The 13,371-nt window shown below is 70.7% G+C and carries 15 protein-coding genes and 3 pseudogenes; 9 read left to right on the plus strand and 9 right to left on the minus strand.

Annotated features, from left to right (window positions below; translation table 11 throughout):
* Positions 1 to 142: 142 nt before the first annotated feature.
* Positions 143 to 337: pseudogene (locus tag HJD23_RS28730) on the plus strand (GNAT family N-acetyltransferase); the annotation flags it as partial.
* 16 nt (positions 338 to 353) lie between these two features.
* Here HJD23_RS28730 and HJD23_RS28735 read toward each other — a convergent pair.
* Entirely contained in the window at positions 354 to 821 is a 468-nt protein-coding gene (locus tag HJD23_RS28735; RefSeq protein ID WP_171112277.1) for an excalibur calcium-binding domain-containing protein, read from the minus strand.
* Positions 822 to 993: 172 nt separating this feature from the next.
* On the opposite strand from HJD23_RS28735, the gene HJD23_RS28740 reads away from it, so the two are divergent.
* Positions 994 to 1,917: a hypothetical protein gene (locus HJD23_RS28740; protein WP_171112276.1), complete on the plus strand. Its 924-nt coding sequence runs from the start codon at positions 994 to 996 to the stop codon at positions 1,915 to 1,917.
* 23 nt (positions 1,918 to 1,940) lie between these two features.
* On the opposite strand, the gene HJD23_RS28745 is transcribed toward HJD23_RS28740, so the two are convergent.
* From HJD23_RS28745 to HJD23_RS28755, 3 genes are all read right to left on the minus strand, one after another.
* Entirely contained in the window at positions 1,941 to 2,357 is a 417-nt protein-coding gene (locus HJD23_RS28745) for a TIGR03668 family PPOX class F420-dependent oxidoreductase (protein ID WP_171112275.1), read from the minus strand.
* A gap of 47 nt (positions 2,358 to 2,404) precedes the next feature.
* Positions 2,405 to 3,349 carry a superoxide dismutase gene (locus tag HJD23_RS28750; protein WP_171112274.1) on the minus strand — a complete coding sequence of 315 codons (945 nt, stop codon included), beginning with the start codon at positions 3,347 to 3,349 and terminating at the stop codon, positions 2,405 to 2,407.
* 184 nt (positions 3,350 to 3,533) lie between these two features.
* Positions 3,534 to 4,694 carry an alkaline phosphatase PhoX gene (locus tag HJD23_RS28755; protein WP_171112273.1) on the minus strand — a complete coding sequence of 387 codons (1,161 nt, stop codon included), beginning with the start codon at positions 4,692 to 4,694 and terminating at the stop codon, positions 3,534 to 3,536.
* 205 nt (positions 4,695 to 4,899) lie between these two features.
* On the opposite strand from HJD23_RS28755, the pseudogene HJD23_RS44175 reads away from it, so the two are divergent.
* Together HJD23_RS44175 and HJD23_RS28760 are read left to right on the plus strand one after the other, a co-directional pair.
* Positions 4,900 to 4,980 (plus strand): annotated as a pseudogene (locus HJD23_RS44175) (aminoglycoside phosphotransferase family protein); the annotation flags it as partial.
* Between the two features lie 24 nt (positions 4,981 to 5,004).
* Positions 5,005 to 5,205, plus strand: coding sequence for a DUF1737 domain-containing protein (locus tag HJD23_RS28760; protein WP_171112272.1), 201 nt, complete (start codon positions 5,005 to 5,007; stop codon positions 5,203 to 5,205).
* Between the two features lie 35 nt (positions 5,206 to 5,240).
* On the opposite strand, the gene HJD23_RS28765 is transcribed toward HJD23_RS28760, so the two are convergent.
* From HJD23_RS28765 to HJD23_RS28775, 3 genes and pseudogenes are all read right to left on the minus strand, one after another.
* Complete coding sequence (locus tag HJD23_RS28765) at positions 5,241 to 5,894, minus strand: DNA alkylation repair protein (protein WP_171118556.1); 654 nt, start codon at positions 5,892 to 5,894, stop codon at positions 5,241 to 5,243.
* Between the two features lie 140 nt (positions 5,895 to 6,034).
* Positions 6,035 to 6,772, minus strand: a complete 738-nt coding sequence (locus tag HJD23_RS28770; RefSeq protein WP_171112271.1) for a VOC family protein — start codon at positions 6,770 to 6,772, stop codon at positions 6,035 to 6,037.
* 49 nt (positions 6,773 to 6,821) lie between these two features.
* Positions 6,822 to 7,005 (minus strand): annotated as a pseudogene (locus tag HJD23_RS28775) (ISL3 family transposase); the annotation flags it as partial.
* Between HJD23_RS28775 and HJD23_RS28780 the strand changes: the two are divergent.
* From HJD23_RS28780 to HJD23_RS28790, 3 genes are read left to right on the plus strand one after another with little or no spacing between them, the layout of a single operon-like run.
* Positions 6,950 to 7,210: a hypothetical protein gene (locus tag HJD23_RS28780; protein ID WP_171111890.1), complete on the plus strand. Its 261-nt coding sequence runs from the start codon at positions 6,950 to 6,952 to the stop codon at positions 7,208 to 7,210. The pseudogene HJD23_RS28775 and the gene HJD23_RS28780 sit on opposite strands and share 56 nt — an antisense overlap.
* Positions 7,204 to 7,542, plus strand: a complete 339-nt coding sequence (locus HJD23_RS28785; protein WP_171112269.1) for a metalloregulator ArsR/SmtB family transcription factor — start codon at positions 7,204 to 7,206, stop codon at positions 7,540 to 7,542. Before HJD23_RS28780 ends, HJD23_RS28785 begins: the two co-directional genes overlap by 7 nt.
* Positions 7,539 to 8,258 carry a cation transporter gene (locus tag HJD23_RS28790; protein WP_171112268.1) on the plus strand — a complete coding sequence of 240 codons (720 nt, stop codon included), beginning with the start codon at positions 7,539 to 7,541 and terminating at the stop codon, positions 8,256 to 8,258. Before HJD23_RS28785 ends, HJD23_RS28790 begins: the two co-directional genes overlap by 4 nt.
* A 386-nt stretch (positions 8,259 to 8,644) precedes the next feature.
* Here HJD23_RS28790 and HJD23_RS28795 read toward each other — a convergent pair whose 3' ends face one another.
* The gene (locus HJD23_RS28795; protein ID WP_171112267.1) at positions 8,645 to 10,141 is read right to left on the minus strand and encodes an ATP-binding protein; all 1,497 of its coding nucleotides are present in this window, start codon (positions 10,139 to 10,141) and stop codon (positions 8,645 to 8,647) included.
* The gene (locus HJD23_RS28800) at positions 10,138 to 10,821 is read right to left on the minus strand and encodes a response regulator transcription factor (protein ID WP_171112266.1); all 684 of its coding nucleotides are present in this window, start codon (positions 10,819 to 10,821) and stop codon (positions 10,138 to 10,140) included. The genes HJD23_RS28795 and HJD23_RS28800 overlap by 4 nt, the downstream gene beginning before the upstream one ends.
* A gap of 207 nt (positions 10,822 to 11,028) precedes the next feature.
* Between HJD23_RS28800 and HJD23_RS28805 the strand changes: the two genes are divergently transcribed.
* Together HJD23_RS28805 and HJD23_RS28810 are read left to right on the plus strand one after the other, a co-directional pair.
* Positions 11,029 to 11,643 (plus strand): carbonic anhydrase, encoded by a 615-nt coding sequence (locus HJD23_RS28805; RefSeq protein WP_171112265.1) that lies wholly within the window; start codon positions 11,029 to 11,031, stop codon positions 11,641 to 11,643.
* Positions 11,640 to 13,319 (plus strand): SulP family inorganic anion transporter, encoded by a 1,680-nt coding sequence (locus tag HJD23_RS28810; protein WP_171112264.1) that lies wholly within the window; start codon positions 11,640 to 11,642, stop codon positions 13,317 to 13,319. The genes HJD23_RS28805 and HJD23_RS28810 overlap by 4 nt, the downstream gene beginning before the upstream one ends.
* The last annotated feature ends 52 nt before the right edge of the window (positions 13,320 to 13,371 follow it).

Here is a 13,371-nt window from a genome sequence, read left to right on the forward strand (position 1 = left end):
TCGGCGACGGCAGGGCGCAGGACCGTCAAGCTGGAGCCTGCAGCGGTCAGCCAGCCTTGGCGGGTGCTTCGCACGGTGACCACAGCTGCCGCGTGGACGTCCTTGTGGGTACCCACGCCGAGCAGGAGGGCATCGGCAACATGACCCCCACCAGCCCGGCGGAGCCACGATGGGTTTCGCACCGCGACCCGTCTCCTGGGGGCACGGCTACGGAGTCGAGACCGGACGGCTACTGCTCGCGCTGGGCTTCGAGGAACACGTCCGCAAGGGCGGCGCATGGCGTGACTCCGTCGTCCACGCGATCCTTGACCGGGAGTGGACCGCTCGGCGCGCGTGAACCACTGCTGGTCGTCTCAGGTCTCACAAGCCACGCCGTCGTTGTCACGGTCCAGGTGGGAGGCGTAGCCGGGTTCGCCGCGGAAGAGGGGGGCGGCGCCGGCTGCGCGGGCCTCGCTGCAGTTGGCGTAGTAGACGTCGGCGTCGGACGAGTCGTCGGAGCCGGTTCCGGCTTCGGGTTGGGCGGTGACCGTCTCGGTCGCGGTGACCGTCTTCGTGACGGTCACCGTGGGGGCCGGTTCCGCCTCCGGGGTCTGCGTCACCGTCGCCGTCGCGGTGACCGTCTCCGTCGGGGTGGGTCGGGCGGACGCCGGTTTCGCGTCGGTCGGCTTCTCGCCGCCGCCGCTGCCCGCGCCGGCACCTATGCCGAGGAGGAAGGCCAGGCCGAGTGCGGGGAGTACGTACCGTTTGCGAGCCCACCTGGGGGCGGGTCGAACGGTGTGCGGTGGCGGTGGCGGTGGCGGCGGGATGTACGGGTTGGTCATGTCGTCCCCCCAGACGCGTTGCGTGAGGGGATGAACGTATTGCCCGGGCCGGATGGCACATGGGCGATGTGGCCATTCTGTGACCTTTCTGTGTGGGAAAGGTGCGGGTCGTGGTGCCGGTCCGTGCATCGGTCACGGAACCGCGGCCCGCCGACCTGGCGTGATCACGAGAATGACGCAGACGAAGGAAGCAGGGCCCGCGATCGCCCATCTGGCGGTCGTCTGGCTGTTCGGGTGCGTCCTGACCGGGGTGCAGTCGCAGGCGGTGCTCGTCGCCCTCTTCGCCGGTGGGACGGTTCTGCTCGTCGGCGCCGTCGCCGTCGTTGCCGCCCTTGCGGTGCCCGCGCTCGCCGGTCTCGGGACCGCCGCCCGCACGATCGCGCCGCTCACGCGCCGGAGGCGCGGCCTGTGGGCCTGGGCCGTGAGCGTCTACGTACTCGGCACGATCGGCGCGTTCGGGGTCGCCGTCGTGAACTTCCAGGTCAACCGCCTGGAGAACGGCCTTCTGCTCTACCCGGCCGGAGGCATTTGCTACGCCCTCGCCGCCGCGCTCTTCCTCCCGGACACCCGCGTCAGGCTGGGCGCTCTCGGCGCGGCGGCCGTCCTCGCCGTCGGCGGGTCGTACGCCGCCTGGGACGCCACGCGGCCCCCCACCCTCGACGAATGGCTCACCGCCAACGACGTGGACCGCGCCCTGCTACGGATCGGCGACCCGCCGCCGGGTTACACCCTGCGCGTCCTGGGCGCGAGCGAGGACGGCTTCGGCGCCGACTACGAGCGGCCCCACTCGGACGGACTCCACCTCGCCGTGGCACGCCAGGGACACGACACCCGGCGCGCCGACGCCCGCGGCTGCCCCGTCCCCTCCGGTGAACCGATCCACTGCACGGACGACGGCGAAGGCCGCCAACTCGTCACCTACGAGGGCGGGTACGAGCACCAGGAACTGCGCCTGCGCCGTGACGGCCTGACGTACACCGTGACCCTGCAAGGCACCGACAACGACCTCACCGCGGCCCGGCACATCCTGGCGACGCTCAGACCGGCGACCGACGGCGAGCTCGACGGGCTGCGGGAACTGCCGATGCGGCGATGAGCACCCAACGAGCACATCGCAGGTCATGCGTACGCCCAGCCGGTCCACCGGTCGACCCGAACCGCGACCGCGGGGCCCTGGGGAGGGGAGTCCTTGTACTGCTGATACTTGCCGCACAACAGCTCGACGGCGTGACGGCGTTCCTCCCCGTCCTCCAGGACTTCCCCTCGTCCGTCGGCACGGACCCACCACAGTGCCGACCAGTCCTCGTCGTAGTGGTCGACCAGCACCGCCACGGAGGGGTTCTCCCGGATGTTCCGCAACCGCCGCAGGTCCCAGGTGCTCTTGGGCTTGTCGTCCACGGCGAAGTACAGGACGTCGTCGAGGACGGCGAAGGTCACCGGTACGGCGTGGGGCACCCCGTGGGCGTCGGCTGTCGCCAGCCGTGCGACGGGCGAGGTGACGAAACGTTGCCTGGCGTCGAGGGGCGACAGCTTCATACGTCCACCGTAGTCAGGTGCCGCCCCCGCCAGCGTGCGTGCGCGCGTCAGAGCGAAACCGCCACCCCGTTGAACGTCGTCTCCGGCGTCTGCGGGCTGGTGAAGCGGGCGTTGACCAGATAGAGGCGGTTGCCGTAGCGGGCCGCGGTGGAGGGGACGTCGAAGCGGGGGTCGGTGATCGTGCGGGTCAGGGTGGCCGTGCGGAGGTCGCGGGAAAGGGACCAGACGCTGATCAGGTTGAGGCGGTTCTGGACGACGTACAGCGTGCGGCCGATGCGGACCAGGCCGTCACCGTTCACGACCGAGTCCGCGCCCTTGAGGGTGATCTTCGTGGCGGACCCGGTCCTGAGGGATACGTGGTACAGCTCGCCCGGCGTGCTCTTCACGACGATCAGGCCGCGGCCGTCGGGGGTCGCCACGATGCCGTTGGCGTTGATGACGTCGGGCGTCTGGGTCCAGTCGCCCGTGAGGGGCAGGGAGCGCACCTTGCCGTCGCCGTCGCGCGGAACGCCGTAGAGGATCGCCGCGCGGGAGTCCGTGAACCAGGCGCGGTCGCCCGTCAGGATGACGTCGTTGATGAACTGACCGGAGCCGGCGGTCAGTTGGTACGTCCGTATCAGGCGCCCCGTGCGGGAACTGATCACGCGAGCCGTGCCTCCGCCGCCCCCGGCCACGTACAGCAGGCCGTCGCGGTCCAGCTTCAGGCCGATCGACGCCGTGCCGGTCGCGCCGGGGTGGACGGTCTCGTACTCGCCCGTGCGCAGGTCCGTGCGGAGGATGGCGCCGTTGGCACGGGAGCCCATGTAGGCGTACGGCCTGCTGCCGATCGTGATGCCCTCGGGGAGGAAACCGTCGGGGAGCGGGAACTCCGTCGGCCAGGTGGTCTTCGTGCCGGCCTGTGCCGTGCCGGTTCCGGCGGCCACCGTGAGCGCGGCGACGGCCGCACCGCCGAGCACGGCGCGCCGGGACGGCTGGGGGTGGTTCCGAGTCATGTTCGCGCCTCCGTGAGGGTGGGGCATGAAAGGTCGGTGGGACTCGATGAAACTCCACGTTCCCGGGCGGGCTCGACCGGCTCGGCGAACTCGACAGGAACTCGACAGCGACCGGGTGGGGCCGCTGCCTTCCAGCGTCCTCGTGTCCCACCGACATCTCAAACCAGTAGTCCCCTAGGGGGTCCTACGAGCGGAAGGGGCCCGTCACCTCGTAGGTGATGCCGCCGGACGAGCTGCCGCTCGTACCGCGCTGGCTGGAGAAATACAGGCGCCGGCCGTCGGGGGAGAACGCCGGTCCCGTGATCTCCGAGCCGGACTGGCCGTCGATGCGCAGGAAGGGAGCGATCACGTCGTCCGGGGTGATCACGCAGATTTCCATGTTGCCGCCGTCCTCCGCGACGAACAGGTCGCCGGAGGAGGAGCCGGTGATGTTGTCGACGCCGGTGAGAGGGGCCGTGCCGGAGGTGACGAGGGAGTCGTCGTAGGCCGGCTCGTAGGTGCTGCTGGTGAGGTTGAGCTGCCAGACGCGGTTGTCGCCCTTGGTGGTGAACCAGACCGTGTCGTCGGCGTAGTAGCAGCCCTCGCCGCCGTTGAAGGACTTCGACCCGGAGACCTGGGTGCGGGTGGTGGTGGGGGAACCGTCGGGGTCGGGGACGTTCTTCCAGGTGAAGGAGCCGGACGTGGCGGAGCCCGCGACCATGACCTGGAGGGTGCCGGAGGACAGGTCGCCCCAGGTGGTGGGGACGAAGCGGTAGAAGCGGCCGTTCGACTCGTCCTCGGTCAGGTAGATCACCTTGCGGACGGGGTCGGCGGCCGCCGCCTCGTGCTTGAAGCGGCCCATGGCGTCACGGCGTACCGCCGCCTTCACACCCCACGGGTCGGTCTCGTAGACGTAGCCGAGGGACACCTCCTCGCAGGACAGCCAGGTGTTCCACGGGGTCTTGCCGCCCGCGCAGTTGGTGCGGGTGCCGGAGAGAATGCGGTACGCCGACGTGATCGTGCCGGTCGACGAGAACTTGATCGCGCTTGCGCCGCCGGAGGGGTTGATCTCCGAGTTGGAGACATAGATCCAGCCGCTGCCGTCGACGTAGCAGGCGCCGCCGTCGGGGGCGTTGTGCCAGGTGTACGAGGTGCCGGAGACCCGCTGCCCGGAACGGGCGATCACCCGGCTGGTGAAGCCGTTGGGGAGTCTGATGCCGTTGGCGTCGGGGGAACGGAGAGCCCCGTAGGGGCCGGTGCCCGGCTGGGCGGGGGCCGCGTACGCGGCGCCGCGCCACAGGCTTCCGCCCAGGGCGGCCGCTGAGCCGCCCAGGACGGCCGCACGCAGGAGGTTACGACGTTCCACTCTCACTCCAAGAGGTGCCGTCACCGCCCCGCCGCCGGTCGACGGCGGGGTCGTGCGGTCAGGGACCCTAGGGGAGCGGGGTGGACACGTCGTGGACATGCCGTGACGGGGTGGGGGCGCGAGCGTGTTGGAGCGTGGGGAAGTCGGCAACCGGGCCGCGTCATGAACGTGCCGTTCGCCGCCTGGGTGAGCTGATGCTCGCTACCTTGACGCGCCCGGGCGGCTGCGGGTGCTCGCCGACAGTTACGGCCTCTCCCCGCAGGAACGCGCCGAACTGCCCGGCGTTCGGCGGTCTGAGATCCTTTCTTCCATGAGCACACCACCGGACGGATTGCCCATCTACCGAGTCCTGACCGGCCCGGACGACGCCTCGTTCTGCCGGCGCGTGAGCGAGGCGATCGGCCTTGGCTACGAACTGCACGCAGGCCCTTCTGTCACCTTCAACGGCGAGAACGTCATCGTCGCCCAGGCGCTGATCTGGCCGGTACGACCGGAACAGGCGTCGGAATAGCACCGTCCCTCGCGGGTAACAGCTTCCACAACTCGTCAAGCCGCCGTCCAGTCGTGCTGTCGGCGCACCATCTCGGTGATCCAGATGGGCGCGAACGGAGACGTACAGCCCGGGGAGGTCGGGTAGTCCTTGAGCACCTCCAGGCGCTCACCGATGCCGATGGCTCGGGCGCGGTGCTCGGCGTGCTCGATCCCGATCTGAGCCAGGCAGTGGTTCATCGCCCACTGCAGGCGATCCGGGGCGTCTTTCATCTCCGCCTCGATGACGTCCAGCAGCCCTGCGAGATCGAGGCCGTCGGGCTTCTTCGCCACGCGTTCGGTGGTCAGCGCCCAGCCGGCACTCGCGACCACCGGATCCGGGTCGGCGGACCAGGCCACGCGCAGTTCTTCGGCGTGCGGGCTCTTCTTCACCACGTAGTTCACGAGCCAGTCGTGCACCTTGGGTGTGCGCGCCTCGCGCACCATGCCGTCCAACTCGTCACACTCGAACGCCTTCGGGCGGCAGATCAGGATCGCCAGCAGTCTCGCCGCGGTGTCCTTTGTCTCCCAGAGCCGGCGTGCGAGGTCCTGCTGCGTCTTCAGCCGCTTCGCGAGCGCGCGCAGCTTGCCGAGGTTCACACCGTGATCGTCACCGTGTTTCTCGTTCACCGCGCGCGCCTTCGGGTCCTCCAGACCGGCCAGCTCGGCCATCACCTCGGCCAGCGTCGTCTCGGCCACCTCAGCCTCCTGTCCATCCCGGGCGGGATTCAGCCTACGTGGGCGGCCGGGGAGGGCGGGGCTCGGCGCCGGGCACTGCCGCACCGCCATGAGGGAGCGGACGGAGTTCCGCGTCAGCCCCGGCCCAGGACGCAGAACTCGTTGCCCTCCGGGTCGGCCAGGACGACCCAGGAGACGTCACCCTGACCAACGTCGGTCCGTACCGCGCCGAGGCCTTCGAGCCGGGCGACCTCCCTCGCCTGATCCTCGACGGGATCGGACATCACGTCGAGATGGAGGCGGTTCCATACGATCTCGTCGTCGGGCGCGCGGCGGAACTCCAGGTACGGCCCGACGCCCTTGACGGAGCGCAGCAGAGCGCGGTCGTCGGTCAGCTCGTGGACGGTCCAGTCGATCGCCTCGCCCCAGAACCGGACCATGGCCCGTGGGTCGGCGCAATCGACGACCACGGCGGCTATCGGCCCGGTGTCCCGGTAGAGCTCCCGGGGCTCCAGGACGTTGAACACGTTGCCCTCCGGGTCGGCCATCACCGTCCACGGCACGTCGCCCCGGCCCACATCGGCGGGCGTCGCCCCGCGCTCCTTCAGACGTGCGACCAACTCCGCCTGATGGGCGTCGGAGGTGGTGGCGAGCTCGATGTGCACGCGGTACTTCACCGTCTCCGGGTCCGGGACGCGGACGAGATCGATGCAGACGGCGGACGGGTCCGGCCAGTCGAAGCCCACGGGTTCCAGGTTGGTGACGCCGGGCCCTTCGCTGGAAACTCCCCAGCCGAGTGCCTCCGCCCAGAACTGGCCGAGCGCCGAGTCGTCCCGGGCCTTGAAGTTCACCTGAACAAGTTGCAGCGTCATGCCGCATACCCTAGGTGATCCCCCATCAGGCAGGCGTGCGAATTCAGGCTCGGATGATCAGGCGGGTCTTGGTGTCTGTCGATTCGACCAGCCCGTTGGACATGCCGGTGGTCAGCGTGGTGAAACACACTCTGCAGGGCTTCCTTGAGTAGATAGGCACGGTGCAGGCGGGGATCGGTGGCGGCGATCCAGGCCGGCTTGGCCGCCTGGCGGTCGGTCGACGGCGGCGAGCGCGTACTCGGACCGCGGCGTCGCCTTCGCCGCTGCCTCACTGCCGTAGATGGCGAACACGGCGTCGGCGTCGTCCGTCTGGAGCTCGCGGAGCTCCAGGCGCTGGCTGAGGCGATGGAACGCTGCTTGGACGCGCTGGACCTCACCGCCCATGACAATCCAGGGTTCTCTGAATTCAGGATGCCGTGTACTGTCATCCTGTGCTGACTGTTGCCTCCGACATCGAGGTGCTGGCCCGGTTCGGCCGTGCGCTCGCCGACCCGATCCGCTGCCGCATCCTGCTCGCCCTGCGCGAAGCCCCCGCCTATCCGGCGGACCTCGCCGACACCCTCGGCGTCTCCCGTACCCGGCTGTCCAATCACCTGGCGTGCCTGCGCGACTGTGGTCTGGTCGTCACCGTGCCCGACGGCCGCCGCACCCGCTATGAGCTGGCCGACGAACGCCTCGGCCACGCACTCGACGACCTGCGCAACGCCGTGGTGGCCGTCGAGGCCGACCGCACCTGTGCCGACGCCGACGAAGAGGGCTGCTGCTCATGACCGCCGGGATGCCGATCTCCCTCGGCCCCTCCCCGGCCCGCCGGGACGCGCTCACCCGGCGGATACGCCTGCTCGTCGCCGCGACCATCGCCTACAACGCCATCGAGGCGATCGTCGCCCTCACCGCCGGCACCCTCGCCTCCTCCACCGCCCTGATCGGCTTCGGACTCGACTCCGTCATCGAGGTCTGCTCCGCCGCAGCCGTGGCCTGGCAGTTCTCCGCCCGCGACCACGCCGCGCGCGAAGCCCGCGAGCAACGCACCTTGCGGATCATCGCTGTCTCGTTCTTCGCGCTCGCGACCTACGTCACCTTCGACGCCGTCCGCGCACTGACCGGCACCGGTACGGCGGAACGCTCCGTCCCCGGCATCGTCATCGCCGCCCTCTCCCTCGCGGTCATGCCGTTCCTGTCCGCGGCCCAGCGCCGCGCGGGCCGCGAACTCGGCTCAGCCTCCGCAGTCGCCGACTCCAAGCAGACCCTGCTGTGCACCTACCTGTCCGCCGTGCTCCTGGTCGGCCTTGTCCTCAACGCCACCCTCGGCTGGTCCTGGGCCGACCCGATCGCCGCCCTGTTCATCGCCGCCATCGCGGTCAAGGAAGGCCGCGACGCCTGGCAGGGCAAGGGCTGCTGCGCGGCCCCAGCGGCAGCGGCCCCCGCTCACCGGCAGGAGACACACGCCTGCGGCTGCCGCCCGGGGTGCGACTGCTGCGACTGACCGTCCTCAAAGACCAGCCTCAAAGACCAGCCTCAAAGACCAGCCTCAAGGACCGGCCTCAACTGGGTTCCCCGACGCGTCCTTGCCTGCCTGCCGCGCGGCGTTCTCGCAAGCTCACGGCCCACGATGCCAGTGCGAGGCAGAGGGGCAGGTACACCCACAACTCGGGGGCACCAGAAGCCGCGAGGAGAAACCATGAAGACGCGGCAGCCGTAAGCAGTGCTGCGGGCAGCCACTGACGCCAGGGGGGCAAGTGGCTCATCCGAAGGACTGACCAGGCCATCCAGGCGAAGACGCACAAGATGGGGATACCGAAGACCATCCAAGGCTCCCGGAACATGGACATGGGCGCTCGACCCGGGCGAGATCGCCGACGGGGGTTCACCCTACGCGGTGGAGCTGGTCGAGATCGGCGGTTGTGGAGCTGGTCGGCCCGCCCGAGGATCCCCGCCGACGGGGCCAGGTACGGATCGCAGGGGCTCGGCAGACGGAAAGCGGACCACCGCGTCCAAGCCGCCGGTCGCCGCCGGGCGCAGGGTCACCTCGCCGCCGCCCGCGTGGGCCAGGCGCTGTACCAGGGACAGACCGAGGCCCGTGCCCCCCTTGGGTGCGCCGGGCGCGCGCCAGAAGCGGTCGAAGGCGCGGGCGCGCTGCTCCGCCGTCATGCCGGGGCCCTCGTCGGTGACGTGGAGGTCGACCCAGCAGGGGCGGCTGTCGCGCAGGGGGCGGCGGGACGGGACCACCAGCCGTAGCTCCATCGTGACCGTGCTGTCGGCGGGGGAGGCCCGCAGGGCGTTGGAGAGGAGGTTGTCCAGGATCTGTTCGACGGCTCCGGGGAGGGCGAGGACCGGGCCGACGCTGCCGGCGAAGAGGATCAGCGAGACGTCCTCACGGGCGAACAGCGGCTGCCAGGCGCGGTGGCGTTCCGCGCACACCTCGCCCACGTCGACGGGGCCGGGCAGGGTCGCGTCCTCCTCCAGGCGGGCCATCGCCAGCAGGCCCTCGACCATGCGGGCCAGCCGGTCGGTCTCGGTGACGGCGGCGGCGAGGCCGGGGCGGGCGCGGCGGGCCACGGCTGGTTCGAGGTTCTCCAGACGCAGGCGGAGGGCGGCCAGTGGGGTCTTCAGCTGATGGGAGGCCTCGCCTGCGAAGGCGCGCTGGGAGGCCAGGAGGTGTTCGAGGCGGGCCGCGGTGCGGTTGAAGGCGGCCGCCAGGCTGCGTACCTCCGGTGGGCCCGAGGTGATCGGTACGCAGGTGGGCGGGTTGCCGTCGGCCAGGCGGTGCGCGGCCTCTTCGAGGCGGCGGATGGGGCGTCCGGCCCAGCGTGCGAACGCGAACGCCACCGCCACGACCCCGGTGAGGACCGCGAGCCCTGCGAGGGCCAGCAGCAGCCACACCCGGTTGACGCGGTCGTGCACCGCGTCCGTCGGCAGGGTGATCCGTACGGCGCCCTGTGCCCGAGTGCGGTGTCCGACGGGAGCCGCGACCGACAGGTAGCGCACGCCGCCGGTCGTGGACGCGCGTACGGATGTCGTGGGGCGGCCGTGCAGGGCCGCCGCGACCTCGGGGCGGGCGGCCAGGGTGCGTTGCTGCTCGGCGGACAGTGCGGGCGAGGCCGCGAGTACGGTGCCGTCCGCGTCCAGCACCACCACCTGCCCGCCGATGCGCTCGGCGCAGTGCTCGGCCCGCGCCACGAGTTCGTCCCCGCGCCCGGCGGCCACCGACAGCTCGGCGAACGCCGCCACCGCGTCGGCCTCGTTGTTCGCGGAGTTGACGATCCGCTCCCGCTCGGCGCGCGAGTAGACGAACCCGAGCGGGATCTCCAGGCCCAACAGGACGAGGGCGGCGAGGCTCAGGTAACTCAGCAGCAGGCGGCGGGTCATGAGGAACCGTCGGCAGGGCTCACGGCGAGCCGGAAGCCGACGCCCCGCAGGGTCTGGATCCACGCCGGGTGGCCGAGTTTGCGGCGCAGGGTGGCCACATGCACGTCCAGGGTCTTGGTCGGGCCGTCGTAGTGCTCGTCCCAGACCCGGTTGAGGATCTGCTGCCGTGAGTACACCGCCCCGGCGTCCTCGGAGAGCAGCGCCAGCAGTTCGAACTCCTTCGGCGTCAGCGTGACCGGCTCCTCGCCGACCCACACCTGCCGGGTACGCCGGTCCACGACCAGCGGGCCGACGTCGTGCGACGGTTCCTGGTCGTCCGGCCGCTGGGTGTGACGCCGGTGCACCGCCCGGATGCGGGCCACCAACTCCCGTACGCTGAACGGCTTCGCCACATAGTCGTCGGCGCCCAGCTCCAGGCCCAGCACCCGGTCGGCCTCCTCGCCCCGTGCGCTGAGGATGATGACGGGCACGTCGGAGGATCGGCGGATGCCGCGGCAGACGTCGATGCCGTCCATGTCGGGCAGGCCCAGGTCCAGCAGGACGACGTCACCGTACGGCCCCGCCAGCCCCTCGGCGCCGGTGGCGACACGGTGGACCGTCAGACCGAAGTGCCGCAGTCCGTCGGCGAGCGGTTCGGCGATCGTCTCGTCGTCCTCGATGAGCAGCACTCGTACGCCCATGGCGTCCTGTCTCTCGATGAAAAGGCTGGATGAAATCGGTCGACACGCTACAAGAGAATGCGCAGCCGGGATTGGTGATTCCGGCCGTTGTGAAATGGCCCTCAGAAACCGCTTGTATTCGGGGACTTGGTGTTCGCCTAACCTTTCTCTGTACATCGTGCCCCTACGGTCGCAGCTCCAGGTCGGAACCCATGCCAAGGAGGCAGGATGAAGGCGTTGCTGGACCGCGCCCGGTCGTTCAAGCGACGGGTCGACTTCGAGAGCGACGAATACCGGAAACTGGTCGTCGGGCAATTTCCCGAGGCCCTGTTCATTGCCTGCTCGGACTCCCGGGTGATTCCCGCACTGATCACCGGCGCACGGCCCGGCGAGATATTCGAGCTGCGAAATGCGGGCAACATCGTGCCACCGCACGACGAGCACGGGGCAGCCTCCGGCGAGGCCGCCACCATCGAGTACGCGCTCGAAGTGCTCGGCGTTCAGGACGTGGTGGTGTGTGGCCATTCCCACTGCGGGGCCATGAGCGCGATCACACACGGCGCCGACCTGTCCGGGCTGCCCCGGGTGGACGCCTGGCTCGACCACGCGCGGCCGGGGCTGCAGCCGGTGCTCGGGGAAGCCGGAGCGGGCGGGGACCCCGCGCTGCGCGAGGTCGTGCAGCTCAACGTGCGCAACCAGCTCGCCGCCCTGCGCGGGTATCCGGTCGCCCGGCGGCTGATCGAGGCCGGGCGACTGCGGCTGCACGGCTGGTACTACGAGATCGCCACCGGCACGGTCCACGAACTCGACGAGGACGGCCGGTTCCGGGTGCACGGGTCATGAGCGGGGCGCACGCACGGCGCGCTGCGGGACCTCGTAAGGCCCGATCGAGTACGACCGGCAAAGTCGACCTCGGTACCGAGATCACCGCCTCCCTCGTCGTCTTCCTGGTCGCCCTGCCCTTGTGCATCGGCGTCGCGGTCGCCTCGGGCGTGCCCGCCGAGCTGGGGATCATCTCCGGGGTCGTGGGCGGGCTGGTGGTCGGGGCGGTCCGGGGCAGCACCCTCCAGGTCAGCGGGCCCGCCGCCGGGCTCGCCGCCCTGGTCGCGGAGACCGTGCTCGAACACGGCGTCGCCATGCTCGGTGTGATCGTCCTCTTCTCCGGCGTCCTGCAGATCGTGCTGGGACTGGTCAAGCTGGGCCGGATGTTCCAGGCGATCTCCCTCGCCGTCGTCCAGGGCATGCTCGCGGGCATCGGGCTGCCGCTGATGTTCAGCCAGCTGTATCCGATGTCCGACGCCAAGGCACCCGGCACGCCGTTCGAGAACATCGCCGGTGTGCCCGGGCTGCTCGCCGATGTCGCGGCCGACCCCCAGGCGATGATCGCGGCGGGCCTCGGCGTCGTCACCATCGTGCTCAGCTTCGTCTGGAAGAAGGCGCCGGGCCCGGTGAAGAGGATCCCGGCCGCACTCGTCGCCGTGGGCATCGGCATCGCGGTCGCCGCGCTGCCCGGCGTGGACGTGAAGACGCTCCAGGTCGGCAACCTCGCGGACGCCGTGGACATGCCGGGGCCGGAGCAGTTGGCGGGCCTCGCCGACGCCGGGATCATCACCGCGATCCTCACCTTCACGGTGATCGCCTCGGCGGAGAGCCTGTTCACCGCGGCGGCCGTGGACCGTATGCACACCGGCCCGCGCACCCGCTACAACACCGAGCTCATCGCCCAGGGCGCGGGTAACACGGTGGCCGGTGTCCTCGGCGCGCTCCCCGTCACGGCGGTCGTCGCCCGCAGCTCGGCGAACGTCCAGGCGGGGGCCAGGACCCGCATCTCCCGCACCCTGCACGGCCTGTGGCTGCTCGCCTTCGCGCTGCTGCTGCCCCAGGTTCTCGCGCTGATCCCGATCTCGGTGCTCGCCGGGGTGCTGGTGCACAGCGGCTGGAAGCTGTTCGCGCCGGAGGAGTTCCCCAAGATGTGGCGGCAGGACCGGGGAGAGTTCGCCGTCATGGCGCTCACCACCCTCGTCATCACGGCCACCGCGCTGCTGGAGGGTGTCCTCATCGGTCTCGCGGCCGGGGTGGTGCTGGCCGCGCTGCGGATGTCCCAGGCGGTCGTACGGCAGCACATCGACGACGACACCGCCCGGGTCGTCATGGCGGGCAACGCCACCTTCCTGCGGCTGCCGCGCCTGATCGAGGCGCTGGAGCAGGCCGTCGCGGCGGGCAAGCCGCGCATCAGGCTGGACCTGCTCGGCGTCACCCACCTCGACCACGCCTGCCGCACGCAGATCGACGAGTTCGTGGCGCAGCAGCGGGGCGCCGGGCTGCGGGTGGAGCTGCTGATGCCGGATCTGACGGGGGCGGGGGCGAAGACACCGGATGTGAAGGTGCCGGAGACACCGGATGTGAAGGTGCCGGACCCGAACGACCCCCACCCCGCCCCCGGCCCGACCGCCGAATGGTTCTACCTGGACACGCGTCCACCGCTCGCCGACGACTCACCCAGCCCGACGCCCCGTTGACGCGAACGTGCGAAGTCCGGTGCCCCCGCGGCACCGGACTTCGCACGTCGTA

Origin of the sequence: Streptomyces sp. Z423-1, assembly GCF_013009255.1 — a bacterium.
Classification (GTDB): Bacteria; Actinomycetota; Actinomycetes; order Streptomycetales; family Streptomycetaceae; genus Streptomyces; species Streptomyces gossypiisoli.

Coding starts and splice junctions, on each gene's coding strand:
- HJD23_RS28795 (WP_171112267.1), bottom strand. CDS start 10,141: ATGACCCGCCGCCTGCTGCTGAGTTACCTGAGCCTCGCCGCCCTCGTC.
- HJD23_RS28740 (WP_171112276.1), top strand. CDS start 994: ATGACGCAGACGAAGGAAGCAGGGCCCGCGATCGCCCATCTGGCGGTC.
- HJD23_RS28810 (WP_171112264.1), top strand. CDS start 11,640: ATGAGCGGGGCGCACGCACGGCGCGCTGCGGGACCTCGTAAGGCCCGA.
- HJD23_RS28745 (WP_171112275.1), bottom strand. CDS start 2,357: ATGAAGCTGTCGCCCCTCGACGCCAGGCAACGTTTCGTCACCTCGCCC.
- HJD23_RS28760 (WP_171112272.1), top strand. CDS start 5,005: ATGAGCACACCACCGGACGGATTGCCCATCTACCGAGTCCTGACCGGC.
- HJD23_RS28765 (WP_171118556.1), bottom strand. CDS start 5,894: ATGGCCGAGCTGGCCGGTCTGGAGGACCCGAAGGCGCGCGCGGTGAAC.
- HJD23_RS28800 (WP_171112266.1), bottom strand. CDS start 10,821: ATGGGCGTACGAGTGCTGCTCATCGAGGACGACGAGACGATCGCCGAA.
- HJD23_RS28750 (WP_171112274.1), bottom strand. CDS start 3,349: ATGACTCGGAACCACCCCCAGCCGTCCCGGCGCGCCGTGCTCGGCGGT.
- HJD23_RS28770 (WP_171112271.1), bottom strand. CDS start 6,772: ATGACGCTGCAACTTGTTCAGGTGAACTTCAAGGCCCGGGACGACTCG.
- HJD23_RS28790 (WP_171112268.1), top strand. CDS start 7,539: ATGACCGCCGGGATGCCGATCTCCCTCGGCCCCTCCCCGGCCCGCCGG.
- HJD23_RS28805 (WP_171112265.1), top strand. CDS start 11,029: ATGAAGGCGTTGCTGGACCGCGCCCGGTCGTTCAAGCGACGGGTCGAC.
- HJD23_RS28735 (WP_171112277.1), bottom strand. CDS start 821: ATGACCAACCCGTACATCCCGCCGCCACCGCCACCGCCACCGCACACC.